Source organism: Cupriavidus sp. IDO (assembly GCF_000812465.1).
In the GTDB taxonomy this organism is placed as follows: domain Bacteria; phylum Pseudomonadota; class Gammaproteobacteria; order Burkholderiales; family Burkholderiaceae; genus Cupriavidus.
Map to the genome: position 1 here is coordinate 1 of NZ_JWMA01000007.1, position 14,270 is coordinate 14,270.

Here is a 14,270-nt window from a genome sequence, read left to right on the forward strand (position 1 = left end):
AAAACGACCCGCACGCACATGCGCACGGGTCGTTAAGTCTCGACCTTCTCGTTACACCGTTCGGTTCCTGAGAAAGGACCTTAACTGAACGGCATTACCCGCTAGTGCGGGCCTTTTCTCAAACCGGATTCGGAATATCGATGAAGGTATGGCGCAGCCCGAAACGCTGCGCCAGATGCTCGCCGAGCGATCGTATGCCATAGCGTTCGGTCGCGTGATGACCTGCGGCAAGATATGCCACACCACTCTCGCGCGCGAGGTGGGTGGTCTGCTCCGAGACCTCCCCGCTCAGGTAGGCATCGACGCCTGCGGCGATGGCGGCATCAAAGTATCCCTGCGCGCCGCCTGTGCACCAGCCTACGGTGCGAATCATCTGACCGGGCTCGCCGATCGCGAGGGGCTCACGTCCCAGCACGCCGCCGACATGCGCGGCGAAGGCCTGCAGCGGCATCGGAGTCGGCAGCGTGCCGGTCCAGCCGAGCTGATCGTCGCTGAAGCGGCCCGTGGGCGTCAGGCCGAGTTGCAGACCGAGTTGTGCGTTATTGCCGAACTCAGGGTGGTTGTCGAGCGGCAGGTGGTAGGCCAGCAGATTGACATCGGCGCCGAGCAGGCGCTTAAGCCGCGCATGCTTCTGGCCGACCACGCGGGCGTCTTCGTTCTTCCAGAAGTAGCCGTGGTGGACCAGGATGGCATCGGCGCCGGCCTCGATGGCAGCATCGACCAGCGCCAGGCTGGCGGTCACACCGGTTACGATGTGTGTGACTTCAACGCTGCCTTGCACTTGCAGACCATTGGGACAATAGTCCTTGTAGCGGGGAACTTCCAGCAGGTCGTTCAAGTACAATTCCAGCTCTTTGGTTTTCATTTTCTACTCAAAATCCAATATGTTGCGGCGCTTTTGGCTGTTCTTTGCCCAGGCTGTCACCGTCGTGCTGGCCGTCTGGTTCGTCGTAGCCACGCTCAAACCCGAATGGCTGCAGAGGGGCCGCGTCGCGGTGCAGTCCGGCTCGCCCATCGTGGCGCTGAAGGAAGTCGTGCCAAATGTGGCCGGTCCGTCCGCCGAAGGCTCCTATAGCGAAGCCGCGAAGCAGGCGATGCCGGCCGTGGTGAATATCTTTACCAGCAAGAACGGTAACAAGCGTACGCCCAACCCGCAGGCCGAAGACCCCTGGTTCCGGTTCTTCTTTGGCGACCGGCTGCCGGAGCGCCAGGAGCCGGTATCCAGCCTGGGCTCGGGCGTGATCGTCAGTGCCGAGGGTTACATTCTAACCAACCACCACGTGGTGGACGGCGCCGACGAGATCGAGGTTGCGCTGACCGACGGCCGCAAGGCCAACGCCAAGGTGGTCGGCTCCGATCCCGAAACCGATCTTGCAGTGCTGAAGGTCACGCTGAAGGATCTTCCTGCCATCACCCTTGGCCGTATCGAGAATGTGCAGGTCGGCGACGTGGTGCTGGCGATCGGCAACCCGTTCGGCGTCGGCCAGACGGTGACCATGGGAATCGTCTCGGCACTTGGCCGCAGCCACCTCGGCATCAATACCTTCGAGAACTTCATCCAGACCGATGCGGCCATCAACCCGGGCAACTCCGGCGGTGCGCTGGTCGACGCCCGTGGCAACCTGCTTGGCATCAACACGGCGATCTATTCACGCTCTGGTGGCTCGCTGGGCATTGGCTTCGCCATTCCCGTGTCGACCGCCAAGCAGGTGATGGAATCGATCATTTCCACCGGCAGTGTGACGCGGGGCTGGATCGGCGTCGAGCCGCAGGACATGACGCCGGAGATTGCCGAATCCTTCGGCCTTGACGCCAAGGAAGGCGCGCTGATTGCCGCCGTGGTTCAGGGCGGCCCGGCAGACAAGGCCGGGGTCAAGCCTGGCGATGTGCTGACAGCAGTGGATGGACTGTCGATCAGCGACACCACCGCGCTGCTCAATGCCATCGCCCAGCTGAAGCCCGGGGTCGACGTCAAGATGAAGGTGATCCGGCGTGGCAAGCCTGTGGAGTTGTCGGTGACCATCGGCAAGCGCCCCCCGCCACCGCGGCGTGCGCTGCCGTTTGATGACGAAGAGTAAGACGTCGTCGGTGGGAAACTGGAAAGCCCCGTCATTACTGGCGGGGCTTTTCTTTTTTTGACAGACCTTTCCGGTATGCCTGTGGGAGTGGCAAGGCCCACCGCTTTTGGACAACTGTTTGGGTGCCCCCTCTCCTGCGCGCGGGAGAGGGTTGGGGAGAAGGCGGGGATGTCCACGAAGCAAACGTCCGTGGTTTGCCGGCGCCTGCCCTCCCCCCCGGCGCCTCTCCCGCTTGCGGGAGAGGGGAGCAAACCGGCAGCCGGCAATGCAAGCCAGCAATAATGGCCCGCCGCTACCGGGGGGGCCTTTACTGCCGCGCCATGACTTCCCATGCATAGCCCCGCTCCGACACCCACAACGCAAAACGCCGGCATCCTTGCGGATGCCGGCGTTTTGCTTTCAAGCCAACCCTAAGCGAGCTTACGCTCGCGTCAGATTAGAACTTGTGGCGGATACCAACCACAGCGCCGAACTGGCTGTCAGCGTTGCCGTTAGCGTCAACGTTGGTCTTGCCAAAACCGTCCACGCCCAGGTTCGACGTGTTCTTGTTCTTGGCGTAGGCCATGCTCAGGTAAGCGTCGGTGCGCTTCGACAGAGCGTAGTCAGCCGTTGCCACGAACAGCCACGGATCCGACTTGTTGCCACGGAAGTCCTGGTAGTAAGCAGCGCCGGTCAGCGAGAACGCCGGGGTGATCTGGTAACCCAGGCCCAGCCAGTACAGGTTCGACGAAGCCTTGGCACCGGTCAGAGCTTGAACGCTTGCGCCCAGGAACGGGATCGTGCCCAGGTCAACACCCTTCGCCCAGCGGTAGCCGGCGAATGCCTTGGCCGGACCGAAAGCGTACGAGCCAGCGGCCGAAGCGCGGCGAACCACGGCGTCCGGGTTGCCCACGAAGCCCAGGTTGGTTTCGTCATAGACGGCACCAACTGCGAACGGGCCACCAGCGTAGGTCAGGCTCAGGCTGTATTCACGGCCGATCTTTGCCGAACCCGGAACTTCACCCGCGTTGCCTTGGAAGACGCCAGCTGTGCCACCGGTGTTCGAACCGGCGCTGTACAGGGCGTTGGCGGTCAGGCCACCGAAGGTACCGATGTACTTGATCGAGTTGTCAGCACGGCCGGCAAAGGCGCCGTCTTGCGAGGTGATCGAGTACTTGGTCGAGATGGCCATCGGGTCGAACTGCAGACCGAAGTCATACATCGGGGTCTGATGACGACCCAGGGTCAGCTGACCCCACTGGCTCGACAGACCGACGTAGGCTTGACGACCGAACAGACGGTTGTCTTGGCCCGACTTGCCGTCGTCAACGTTGAAACCGCTTTCCAGCACGAAGACGCCCTTCAGGCCACCGCCCAGGTCTTCGACGCCACGCAGGCCCCAGCGGCTGCCCGACTGGTTACCCGAGGTCAGGCGGACCACGTCGTGACCGCCGCTCAGGCCGGTTGCTGCGTTACCGGGCTGCTTGTTCTGATATTCGATACCAGCGTCAACAACACCGTACAGGGTCACGCTCGACTGGGCATAGGCGCCACCAGCGGCCAGGGCGGCGACGGCAGCAGCAAACAGTTTCATCTTCATATCGACACTTTCCTTGTCAACTGATTGGGAAATCTTGGTTGCCCAAGTGCTTGGGCGACGCATTTACATTCACGTCTGTTGCGTATTATGTGCCAGCCCCCCCGGCCGTCAGAAGGCTTTTTCGGCGTAAACCGTGGTTGCGGACGGTTTTTGTTGTGATCGAGCAACAAGAAGGACTCAGAAATTCACCAAAATGGTGCAAATCCAGCATTCCCAACCGGAAAGCCACCTACCTCAAAGAGATTAGTCGGGCTGGGTTTCGCCAGTAGCGGAGGTGTCAGGAGCCGGGCGGCTCACAAAACGCGCCATCTGCAGCCCAAGTTCGTAAAGTGCCACCAGCGGCACGGCGAGCAGCAGTTGCGAAAGTACATCAGGTGGTGTGACGACCGCAGCAATGATGAAGGCGCCGACGATCACATACGGGCGGATCTGCTTGAGCTTGTCGAGCTCCACCACGCCAAACCGCACCAGCACAATCACCACCACAGGCACTTCGAACGTGATACCGAAGGCCAGGAACATCGTCATTGCGAAGCTGAGGTACTTGTCGATGTCGGTCGACATGTCCGCCCCAAGTGGCGCGTTGTAGTGCGCCATGAAGTGGAACACCGTGGGGAAGACCAGGAAATACGCGAACGCCACGCCGCACAGGAACAGGACGTAGCTGCTGCTGACCAGCGGGAGGATCAGTCGCTTCTCATGCTGATAGAGACCCGGCGCGACGAATTGCCAGATCTGGTACAACACCCACGGCAGCGCGATCAGGAAGGCAACCAGCAGCGTGACCTTCATCGGCACGAAGAACGAACCGGTGACATCAGTCACGATCATCCTGCCACCCTTGGGCAGGGCTTCCATCAGCGGCCGCGCGAACAGGTTGAAGATCAGCGGGGCCCAGTAGATCAGGCCCAGGAAAACAAGAATGACTCCTGCCACCGCCTTGACGAGGCGCTCGCGCAACTCGATCAGGTGGGAAATGAAAGTTTCCTGTTGGGATTCGTCTTGGGGATCTTGGGACCTGGAGTCGCTCATGGCGTGGACCGCTCAGCTGCGCTGGCTGGCAACGTGGAATCGATGGCACCGCCCGGAGCGGTGAAGTCTGATATGGCATTGGCAGGGGCAGCCCGCCGGCTGGCCGGCAAAACGGCGCCGCGCGCCATGCTCACTCGAAGAAGGAACGGGCGCGGCCGCTGGCCGGCCGGTGACGCTTGACGCGCGCGGCACCGGACTGCGCCCAGACCCGCACGTTGTTCTGCCGCTTGAACCACAGCGGACGCGCGCCCTGCTTGACGCGCCAGCTCTTGCGGCCGTTATGCGACTTGTGCGCGGCGTCCCAGCTCGGCACGAAGCCGCCGCTACCGCCGCCGGCACTGCCGCCCGCAGCGGACTCAACCCCGCCGAGCGCTTCATTGAGTGCCTGCGTCTGCTCGTTCACTTCCTTGTGGATGGTCCGCTCGACGTCACGGGCGGCGTCTTCGAATTCCGTGCGCATCTTGCGCAGTTCTTCGAGCTCCACCTCGCGGCTGACTTCCGCCTTGACGTCGTTGATGTAGCGCTGGGCGCGCCCAACCAGCGCGCCAACCGTGCGCGCAACCTTCGGCAGCCGCTCGGGACCGATCACGATCAGCGCCACGGCGCCGATCAGCGCCAGTTTGGAAATGCCGAGATCGATCATGCGGACGTCGGACCGGTAGCAGCGGAAGCAACGCGCATCGTGCGGGCAGCCACTATATAAATGAGGGAGGCGAGCACGCGGCTGTTACTGCTGGCGGGTCTTTTCCTTGGCGTCCACGTCGATGGTGGTGGAATCGCGCAGTTCCTTGGCCTCGGCCGGCTTGTCGTCACCGCCCTCCTTCATGCCGTCCTTGAAGCCCTTCACCGCGCCGCCAAGATCCTGGCCGATATTGCGCAGCTTCTTGGTGCCGAATACGAGCATGACGATCACCAACACGATCAGCCAGTGCCAAATGCTAAACGAACCCATTTCTTGCTCCTGATGAAGCCTCGGCCAGCGTCTCTTGCTGTCCGGACCCGTTGTTCCGTCCCGTTATGGCCGCGCCGGGCGACGGTTGCCGGTGCGACATCCGGCCCGGGCATGTCACCCGGGCGCTCCCATGCCAAGGCTACCCGTTCAGGGCAGCGGTACCTTCCACTGATTGCGCGGCCCGCCGAGCACATGGAGGTGCAGGTGGTAGACCTCCTGACCGCCATCCGGGCCGGTATTGATGACCGTCCGGAAGCCGTTGCCGCAGCCTGCCACGCGTGCCAGTTCAGGCACCTTCAGCATCATTTTAGCAAGCACAGCCTGTTCGCCGGGTCCACAGTCAGCCAGCGAGTCGACGTGCGACTTGGGAATGAGCAGGAAGTGCACCGGGGCCTTGGGATGGATATCGTGGAATGCCATCATTTCGTCGTCTTCGTAGACTTTGCGCGACGGAATCTGCCCGGCCACGATCTTGCAGAAGATGCAATTATCCTGAGAATTCATGAAGTTTTCGTTGCGAAGACCGAACCGGCCACCTGCTCGCCGGCACTACCAGACTGGCATCAGAAACGCTGATCCGGGTACATGGGCTTGCTGTCGTTCAGGTACAGCCAACCCTTGACGATACGATACAGCATCCAGAGGGACAGGACCGCCCACACGCCGAACGCCAGCGGAATCAGAAAGACCGTGGCAAACAGCAGTCCGCCCAAGGCAGCCCATACCACCGACCACCAGAATGAGCGGATCTGCCACGCGAAATGCGACGCATACAGGGTGCCGCGCGCGTCGTCGCGCTTGACGTAATCGACCACGATCGCAATCAGCGCGGTCACGCCGCCAGTCAGCCAGAAGATGGCGTACAGCGCATACAGGATGTGCATCAGCTTGCGCAGGCTGCTGAGCTGATCGCTGTCGGGGTTACTGACCTGCCCGGTATAGTCGTTCGCCATCGTCGCGCTCCAGTAATGCTGGCCTGCCGGATGGCAAGCGGGAAACCGTCAGCCTTGATCCGGGCGCCGGGCTTTTTCTTCCAGGCCTGACAGGCCTTCGCGCCGCGCCAGTTCGTTGACGACGTCGGCCGGCGTCAGTCCGAAGTTGGCCAGCAGCACCATGGTGTGGAACCACAAGTCCGCCACTTCGTAGACGACCTTGTCCGCGCCGGCACCGGTTTTCCCGGCTGCGCGAGCGTCCTTGGCGGCCATCACAGTTTCCGTCGCCTCTTCGCCGATCTTCTTGAGGATGGCGTCGTCGCCCTTCCTGAACAGCCGCGCCACGTAGGATTTTTCGGGATCGCCGCCGTTTTCCGGCTTGCGCGATTCGAGCACGGCGGCCAGGCGCGCCAGCATGTCGGCGCTGCTGGGTTGTGTGTCGGTCATGGTTTGGCCGCGTAGATGTGGGAAGGATCCTTGAGCACGGGCTCGACGGTCTGCCAGTCCCCGTTCTCGACATCGCCCTCGAACTTCTGGAAGAAGCACGAATGCCGGCCGGTGTGGCAGGCAATGCTGTCGACCTGCGTCACCTTGAGCAGCACCACGTCTTCGTCGCAGTCCAGGCGCATTTCGTGCACCTTCTGCACATGGCCGGATTCCTCGCCCTTGTGCCACAGGCGCTTGCGCGAGCGCGACCAGAACACGGCTTCGCCCAGCTCCACGGTGCGCTGCAGCGCCTCGCGGTTCATGAACGCAAACATCAGGACGTCGTTCGAGCCGACTTCCTGCACGATCACCGGCACCAGCCCGTTATCGTCCCACTTGACCTTGTTGAGCCACTTCTTTGCCATGATCAGATCCGCACAGGGATGCCCTCGCGGGCCATGAATGCCTTTGCCTCGCCAACGGTGTGCTGGCCATAGTGGAAGATGCTGGCGGCCAGCACGGCATCCGCGCGGCCCAGCTTGATGCCATCCGCCAGATCCTGCAGGCCGCCGACGCCGCCCGAGGCGATCACCGGAATCGAGACCGCGTCGCTGACCGCACGTGTCAACTCCAGGTCGAAGCCGCTCTTGGTGCCGTCGCGATCCATGCTGGTCAGCAACAGCTCGCCCGCGCCGCGCGCGGCCATTTCGCGTGCCCACTCGACCGCGTCGAGGCCAGTGGCCTTGCGCCCGCCGTGGGTGAAGACTTCCCACCGCGGCGGCTCGCCCGGCGCGGAACTGCGCTTGGCGTCGATCGCCACGACGATGCACTGCGAGCCGTACTTAGCGGTGGCATCGGAGACAAGCTGCGGGTTGGCAATGGCCGACGAATTGACGCTGATCTTGTCCGCGCCGGCATTCAGCAGGCGCCGCACGTCCTCGACGGCGCGCACGCCGCCGCCTACGGTCAGCGGGATGAACACCTGCGAGGCCACCGCTTCGATGATGTGCAGGATCAGGTCACGGCCGTCGCTGGTCGCGGTGATGTCAAGGAAAGTGATCTCATCGGCGCCCTGATCGTCGTAGCGGCGCGCGATTTCGACCGGGTCGCCCGCATCGCGCAGTTCGACGAAGTTGACGCCCTTGACCACCCGCCCGTTCGTCACATCGAGGCAGGGGATGATACGTTTGGCTAGCATGTGATTCCTTGTCCGCCGCCAGGTTGGGCCGGGCGGCGGCTGCGCCAGGGGCGCGTTGGCTGGTTACTCCGCGCCCAGTTTATCCGCGCGCGCCTGCGCGTCGGCGAAATTGAGGTCGCCCGAGTAGATGGCGCGTCCGCAGATGACGCCTTCCACGCCCTCGCCCTCGACCGCGCACAGGTTGTCGATGTCGGCCAGGTTCGACAGGCCGCCGCTGGCGATCACCGGGATCGACATCGACTGCGCCAGCTTGACCGTGGCATCGATATTGATCCCCTGCAGCATGCCGTCGCGGCCGATATCGGTGTAGATGATGGCTTCCACGCCGTAGTCTTCGTACTTGCGGGCGAGGTCGGCGACTTCGTGGCCGGTCAGCTTGCTCCAGCCGTCGGTGGCAACCTTGCCGTCCCTGGCGTCGAGGCCGACGATGATGTGGCCGCCGAAGGCCGAGCAGGCATCCTTCAGGAAGCCGGGGTTCTTGACCGCCGCCGTGCCGATGATCACGTACGACAGGCCGTCGTCCAGCCAGCGCTCGATGGTGTTCAGGTCACGGATGCCGCCGCCCAGCTGCACCGGGATCTCATCGCCGACTTCGGCGATGATGGACTTGATGGCGGCTTCATTGCGGGGCTTGCCGACAAAGGCACCATTGAGGTCGACCAGGTGCAGGCGACGCGCACCCTGGTTCACCCAGTGACGTGCCATGGCGGCGGGATCTTCGGAAAAGACGGTGGCCTGGTCCATGTCGCCTTGTTTGAGGCGTACACACTGACCGTCCTTCAGGTCGATGGCCGGAATGAGCAACATAAGCGTGACGAGCGTGGTTGAGTAAAGAAAGGTTGAGCGAGACCGGCGCAGCCGGTCAGGTCAGGTCAGTAAGCAATCTGGCTTGTATAGCGTTGAATGGCTCGGATGCTCTTCAAGGATTCCAGTGCACGAAGTTCCGGTACAGCTGCAGGCCCATGGCCGCGCTCTTCTCGGGGTGGAACTGCGTGGCGAAAATATTATCGCGCGCCACCGCGCTGGTAAATACGACCCCATAGTCCGTTTCGCCGGCGATATGGGCCGGATCCTGCGCCCGCACAAAATAGCTGTGGACGAAGTAGAACCAGCTTTCGTCCGGAATCCCATTCCACAAAGGATGGGCTGCCGCCTGCCGCACACGGTTCCAGCCCATTTGCGGCACTTTGAAACGCGACCCGTCCGGCTGGGTCTTGCCTTCCAGCTCGAACCGGACCACCTCGCCCGGCATCAGGCCCAGGCAAGGCGTCTTGTCCATGCCGGCGCGGCTTTCGGTGCTGAAGCCGAACAGCATCTGCTCACCCACGCACACCCCGAACATCGGCTTGCTGCCGGCGGCCTCGATCACCGCCTCCTGCAGGCCGGAAGCGCCCAGCGCCGCCATGCAGTCCGGCATGGCGCCCTGGCCCGGCAGGACCACGCGGTCCGCGGAGCGGATGCCTTCGGGGGCATCCACCACCCTTACATCGGCTTCCGGCGCCGCGGCACGCAGCGCCTGCGCCACCGAGCGCAGGTTGCCCATGCCGTAATCCACAATTGCTATGGTAGTCATGATTTCAAAACAGGCAACAATGTCTTCAGCCCGTCCACAATGAATTCAACGGCCAGCGCGGACAGGATCAACCCCATCAGACGCGTGCCGATATTGATGCCGGTGCGGCCAATCACCCGTGCAATCGGGTCCGCCGCGCGGAATACCAGGTACACCACCGTGCCCAGCAGCAGGCCGATTCCCACCAAGATCAGCAGCTGGTACCAGTGCTGCGTCTTGCCCGCATAGACGATCACCGTGCTGATCGAACCCGGCCCGGTCAGCAGCGGCAGCGCCAGCGGCACCACGGCGATGCTCGACTTGGCCTCGGCCTCGTCTTCCTCTTCCGGCGTGGCCTTGGTGCGGCTGGTCTGGGCGTTCAGCATGTTCATGGCCATCATGATCATGATGAGACCGCCACCGACCTGCAGCGATGCCACCGAGATATTGAAGAACTCGATGATCTGCTGCCCCAGCAACGCCGACACGGCCACCACGATTGCCACCGAGATCGACGCAATCTTGATAGTACGCAGTTTTTCCGCTTCGGTCTGTTGGCTGGTCAGGCTGATAAAGAACGGAATCGCCCCGATCGGATTGATCAGCGCCAGCAGCGAGATAAACGACTTGAGCGTATCCATCGGTTGCGGGTGGCCAGTATGCTGGCCAGGTTCAGCCTTGAAGAGTCAGCGGGCGCCGCAACCAGCCGGCACGCCTACGGGTTCCAGACGGATCAGAGCGTACCCTTGGTCGAGGGAATGGTGTTGGCCGCGCGCGGGTCCAGCTCCACCGCCATGCGCAGTGCCCGGCCAAAGGCCTTGAACACGGTTTCGCACTGATGGTGGGCATTGATGCCGCGCAGGTTGTCGATATGCAGGGTCACGCCCGCATGATTGACGAAGCCGCGGAAGAACTCGATGGTAAGGTCCACGTCGAAGCTGCCCACGCGCGCACGCGTGAACGGCACGTGGAACTCCAGGCCGGGACGGCCCGAGAAATCGATGACCACGCGCGACAGGCATTCGTCCAGCGGCACATAGCTGTGGCCGTAGCGGGTAATGCCCTTCTTGTCGCCAATGGCCTTGGCCACGGCCTGGCCGAGCGTGATGCCGACGTCTTCCACCGTGTGGTGGTCGTCGATATGGATATCGCCCTTGGCCTCGACCTCGAGGTCGATCATGCCGTGCCGGGCGATCTGGTCCAGCATGTGGTCGAGGAACGGCACGCCGGACGCCAGTTTCTGGCGGCCGGTGCCGTCTAGATTCAGGGAAACGCGAATCTGCGTTTCCGAAGTATTGCGGGTGACCTCTGCAACACGCATGGTGTTAATCCTGCAGCGAAGCTGCGAATGCCTCAAGGAACTGCGCGTTTTCTTCGGGAGTGCTGACCGTCACGCGCAGACAGTTGGCCAGCAATGCGTGCATTTTACTCACGTTCTTGATCAATACCTTGCGCGCGAGGAGGCGGTCGAACGTCTGTGCGGCATCCGGCACGCGCACCAGCAGGAAGTTGGCGGCGCTCGGGAACACGGTCACGCCCGGATGGGCGGCCATGCCTTCGGCCACTCGGGAGCGCTCCGCGCGCAGTTGCGCGGCCTGCTCGTCCAGCACCGAGACATGCTCCAGCGCGAACAGCGCGGCCGCTTCGGTCAGCACGTTGACGTTGTACGGCGGGCGGACCTTGTCGAGCTGCGACAGCCAGGCCGGCGCGCCGGCGATGTAGCCCAGGCGGATACCCGCCAGCCCCAGCTTGGACACCGTGCGCATCACCAGCAGGTTGCCGAATTCCGTCAGGCGCGGCATCCAGCTTTCCTGCGCGAACGGCTGGTAGGCCTCGTCGACCACCACCAGGCTGTGGCAGACCTCGCCCTGGGCCGCGCGGACGATGGCCTCCATGTCGGCGGCATCGAACAGGTTGCCGGTCGGGTTGTTCGGGTACGCCAGGTAGATGATGGCCGGCTTGTGCTCGGCCATGGCCGCCAGCATGGCGGCGCGGTCGAGCGTGAAGTCGGCGCGCAGCGGCACGCCCACGAACTGCAGGCCGGCGAACTGTGCCGACATCGCGTACATGACGAAGCCCGGCACCGGTGCCATGACCTTGGCGCCCGGCTTGGCCGCCGCCAGCGCCAGCATGCTGATGATCTCGTCCGAACCGTTGCCCAGCAGCACCTCCATGCCGGCAGGCACCTGCATCACGTCTTTCAGCTTCGCGCGCAAGGCTTCGCTGCTGGGAACGGGATAGCGGTTCAGCGCCACCTCGCCCAGCCGCGCGGCCAGCTGCAGGCGCAGTTCGGGCGGCAGCAGGTAGGGATTCTCCATGGCGTCGAGCTTCACCAGACCGTGCGAATCCGGGACATGGTAGGCGCCCATGGCGCGTACGTCGTCACGGATGATGCGTTCGATCAGGGTGGGCTCTGCTGCTGACATGGAAACTCCAGGTGGTTGCCGGCGGACCGGCATGGGTCAGGGATTCAACTGCGTTTGAAACGATATTCCGCGCTGCGCGCGTGGGCCTGCAAGCCTTCGCCGTACGCCAGTTCGGCGGCGATCTGGCCAAGCATCTGCGCCCCGCCCTCGCTGACTTCGATCAGGCTGGAGCGCTTCTGGAAGTCGTACACGCCCAGCGGCGACGAGAAGCGCGCCGTGCGCGAGGTCGGCAGGACGTGGTTCGGGCCCGCACAATAGTCGCCCAGCGATTCGCTGGTATAGCGCCCGAGGAAAATGGCGCCGGCATGGCGGATCTTCTCGCTCCACTGATGCGGGTTCTCCGCCGAGATCTCGAGGTGCTCGGGCGCGATGGCGTTGGCGATCTCGCAGGCCTCGTCCATGTCGCGCACCTTGATCAGCGCGCCGCGTCCGGAGAGCGATGCCGCGATCACGTCGCGACGCGGCATACTGTCGAGCTGGCGCTGGATGCTGGCGGCCACCTGCGCGATATAGCCGGCGTCCGGGCACAGCAGGATCGACTGCGCGAGCTCGTCGTGCTCGGCCTGCGAGAACAGGTCCATCGCCACCCAGTCGGGATCGGTGGTGCCATCGCAGATCACCAGGATCTCGGACGGGCCCGCGATCATGTCGATGCCGACGGTGCCGAACACGCGGCGCTTGGCGGCGGCCACGTAGGCATTGCCCGGGCCGACGATCTTGTCGACCTGCGGCAGCGTGGCGGTGCCGTAGGCCAGCGCGCCCACGGCCTGCGCGCCGCCGATGGTGAAGATGCGGTCCACGCCGGCGATCTGCGCCGCAGCCAGGACCAGTTCATTGCGCACGCCGCCCGGCGTGGGCACCACCATGATGATCTCCTTGACGCCCGCCACGCGGGCCGGAATCGCGTTCATCAGCACGGAGGACGGATACGCGGCCTTGCCACCCGGCACGTAGATGCCGACGCGGTCCAGCGGCGTCACCTTCTGGCCCAGCATGGTGCCGTCGGCCTCGGTGTATTCCCAGCTGTGGCTGCCGCACTCGATCTTCTGCTTCTCGTGGTAGGCCCGCACACGCGCGGCGGCCGCTTCCAGGGCGGCGCGGCGCTTGGGTTCCAGGTCTTCCAGCGCAGCCTCGAGTTCGGCCTGCGACACTTCGAGCGCCGCCATCGACGAGGCGTCGACGCGATCGAAACGCTCGGTGTATTCGAGCACGGCGGCATCGCCGCGATCTTTCACGTCGGCCAGGATCTGCGCGACCGCGCGCTCGATGGCCTCATCCTCGCCGGCCTCGAAGGCCAGCACCTGGCGTAGCGACTCGGCAAAGCCCGGCTTGCTGGAGTCGAGCCGGCGGATCGACAGCTTTTCCATATCGATTGAGTTCATGACTCCATTCCTTACAGGTGGCGCCGGCTTCAGGCCAGCGCCGCCGAAGCCCGTTCGAATGCGTCGAGAATCGGCGCCAGCCGCTCGCGCTTGAGTTTGAGCGCGGCCTGGTTCACCACCAGCCGCGACGAAATCTGCACGATCTCTTCCACTTCGACCAGGTTGTTGGCACGCAGCGTGCTGCCGGTGCTGACCAGGTCGACAATGGCGTCTGACAGGCCCACCAGCGGGCCCAGCTCCATCGAGCCGTACAGCTTGATGAGATCGACGTGCACGCCCTTCTTGGCAAAGTGCTCGCGCGCAGTCTGCACATACTTGGTTGCCACCGCCAGGCGCGCGCCCTGGCGCACCGCGTTGACGTAGTCAAACCCGGCCGGCACCGCTACCGACATGCGGCAACGGGCGATGTTCAGGTCGATCGGCGCATACAGGCCGGCCATGCCGTGCTCCATCAGCACGTCCTTGCCGGCCACGCCGAAGTCGGCGGCGCCGTACTGCACGTAGGTCGGCACATCGGAAGCGCGCACGATCACCACGCGCACGGCCGGATCCGAGGTGGGCAGGATCAGCTTGCGCGAGGTTTCGGGGTCTTCCGTCACGCGGATGCCGGCCGCTTCGAGCAGCGGCAGGGTCTCGGTAAAGATGCGGCCCTTGGAAAGCGCCAGGGTGAGCTGGTTGGGCGATGCGTTGAAGGTGGGGCTCATCGGGCGTCC

Annotated in this window: 18 protein-coding genes; 1 reads left to right on the forward strand and 17 read right to left on the reverse strand. The window is 63.7% G+C overall.

Going from position 1 to position 14,270, the window contains the following annotated elements; all coding sequences use genetic code 11:
* Positions 1-118: 118 nt before the first annotated feature.
* Positions 119-865 carry a Nif3-like dinuclear metal center hexameric protein gene (locus RM96_RS02780; protein WP_039007443.1) on the reverse strand — a complete coding sequence of 249 codons (747 nt, stop codon included), beginning with the start codon at positions 863-865 and terminating at the stop codon, positions 119-121.
* Between the two features lie 19 nt (positions 866-884).
* On the opposite strand from RM96_RS02780, the gene RM96_RS02785 reads away from it, so the two are divergent.
* On the forward strand, positions 885-2,078 hold the full coding sequence (locus RM96_RS02785) for a Do family serine endopeptidase (protein ID WP_039007445.1): 1,194 nt from the start codon (positions 885-887) through the stop codon (positions 2,076-2,078).
* 436 nt (positions 2,079-2,514) lie between these two features.
* Here RM96_RS02785 and RM96_RS02790 read toward each other — a convergent pair whose 3' ends face one another.
* The 16 genes from RM96_RS02790 to hisG form a co-directional block, all read right to left on the reverse strand.
* Positions 2,515-3,657, reverse strand: a complete 1,143-nt coding sequence (locus RM96_RS02790; RefSeq protein ID WP_039007447.1) for a porin — start codon at positions 3,655-3,657, stop codon at positions 2,515-2,517.
* Positions 3,658-3,900: 243 nt separating this feature from the next.
* Complete coding sequence (gene tatC / locus RM96_RS02795; RefSeq protein ID WP_039007449.1) at positions 3,901-4,689, reverse strand: twin-arginine translocase subunit TatC; 789 nt, start codon at positions 4,687-4,689, stop codon at positions 3,901-3,903.
* A 130-nt stretch (positions 4,690-4,819) separates the two neighbouring features.
* Positions 4,820-5,332, reverse strand: coding sequence for a Sec-independent protein translocase protein TatB (gene tatB / locus RM96_RS02800; protein WP_039007451.1), 513 nt, complete (start codon positions 5,330-5,332; stop codon positions 4,820-4,822).
* An 84-nt stretch (positions 5,333-5,416) separates the two neighbouring features.
* Positions 5,417-5,641, reverse strand: a complete 225-nt coding sequence (tatA, locus tag RM96_RS02805; protein WP_039007454.1) for a Sec-independent protein translocase subunit TatA — start codon at positions 5,639-5,641, stop codon at positions 5,417-5,419.
* 147 nt (positions 5,642-5,788) lie between these two features.
* Complete coding sequence (locus tag RM96_RS02810) at positions 5,789-6,145, reverse strand: histidine triad nucleotide-binding protein (RefSeq protein WP_039007455.1); 357 nt, start codon at positions 6,143-6,145, stop codon at positions 5,789-5,791.
* A 59-nt stretch (positions 6,146-6,204) separates the two neighbouring features.
* Positions 6,205-6,594: a DUF4870 family protein gene (locus tag RM96_RS02815; RefSeq protein WP_039007457.1), complete on the reverse strand. Its 390-nt coding sequence runs from the start codon at positions 6,592-6,594 to the stop codon at positions 6,205-6,207.
* Positions 6,595-6,642: 48 nt separating this feature from the next.
* Positions 6,643-7,020: a phosphoribosyl-ATP diphosphatase gene (locus tag RM96_RS02820; RefSeq protein ID WP_039007460.1), complete on the reverse strand. Its 378-nt coding sequence runs from the start codon at positions 7,018-7,020 to the stop codon at positions 6,643-6,645.
* Positions 7,017-7,424 carry a phosphoribosyl-AMP cyclohydrolase gene (hisI, locus tag RM96_RS02825; protein ID WP_039007462.1) on the reverse strand — a complete coding sequence of 136 codons (408 nt, stop codon included), beginning with the start codon at positions 7,422-7,424 and terminating at the stop codon, positions 7,017-7,019. Before hisI ends, RM96_RS02820 begins: the two co-directional genes overlap by 4 nt.
* 2 nt (positions 7,425-7,426) lie before the next feature.
* Entirely contained in the window at positions 7,427-8,197 is a 771-nt protein-coding gene (gene hisF / locus RM96_RS02830) for an imidazole glycerol phosphate synthase subunit HisF (RefSeq protein ID WP_039007464.1), read from the reverse strand.
* Between the two features lie 63 nt (positions 8,198-8,260).
* Positions 8,261-9,004, reverse strand: a complete 744-nt coding sequence (gene hisA / locus RM96_RS02835; protein WP_039007466.1) for a 1-(5-phosphoribosyl)-5-[(5-phosphoribosylamino)methylideneamino]imidazole-4-carboxamide isomerase — start codon at positions 9,002-9,004, stop codon at positions 8,261-8,263.
* A 112-nt stretch (positions 9,005-9,116) separates the two neighbouring features.
* Positions 9,117-9,770, reverse strand: coding sequence for an imidazole glycerol phosphate synthase subunit HisH (gene hisH / locus RM96_RS02840; RefSeq protein ID WP_039007468.1), 654 nt, complete (start codon positions 9,768-9,770; stop codon positions 9,117-9,119).
* Complete coding sequence (locus tag RM96_RS02845) at positions 9,767-10,390, reverse strand: YchE family NAAT transporter (protein ID WP_039007469.1); 624 nt, start codon at positions 10,388-10,390, stop codon at positions 9,767-9,769. The genes hisH and RM96_RS02845 overlap by 4 nt, the downstream gene beginning before the upstream one ends.
* Positions 10,391-10,482: 92 nt before the next feature.
* Positions 10,483-11,070 (reverse strand): imidazoleglycerol-phosphate dehydratase HisB, encoded by a 588-nt coding sequence (hisB, locus tag RM96_RS02850; protein WP_039007471.1) that lies wholly within the window; start codon positions 11,068-11,070, stop codon positions 10,483-10,485.
* A gap of 4 nt (positions 11,071-11,074) precedes the next feature.
* Positions 11,075-12,175 (reverse strand): histidinol-phosphate transaminase, encoded by a 1,101-nt coding sequence (hisC, locus tag RM96_RS02855; RefSeq protein ID WP_039007473.1) that lies wholly within the window; start codon positions 12,173-12,175, stop codon positions 11,075-11,077.
* A 44-nt stretch (positions 12,176-12,219) separates the two neighbouring features.
* Positions 12,220-13,557 carry a histidinol dehydrogenase gene (gene hisD / locus RM96_RS02860; RefSeq protein WP_039007474.1) on the reverse strand — a complete coding sequence of 446 codons (1,338 nt, stop codon included), beginning with the start codon at positions 13,555-13,557 and terminating at the stop codon, positions 12,220-12,222.
* Positions 13,558-13,586: 29 nt separating this feature from the next.
* The gene (gene hisG, locus RM96_RS02865; RefSeq protein ID WP_039007477.1) at positions 13,587-14,261 is read right to left on the reverse strand and encodes an ATP phosphoribosyltransferase; all 675 of its coding nucleotides are present in this window, start codon (positions 14,259-14,261) and stop codon (positions 13,587-13,589) included.
* Between the last annotated feature and the right edge of the window lie 9 nt (positions 14,262-14,270).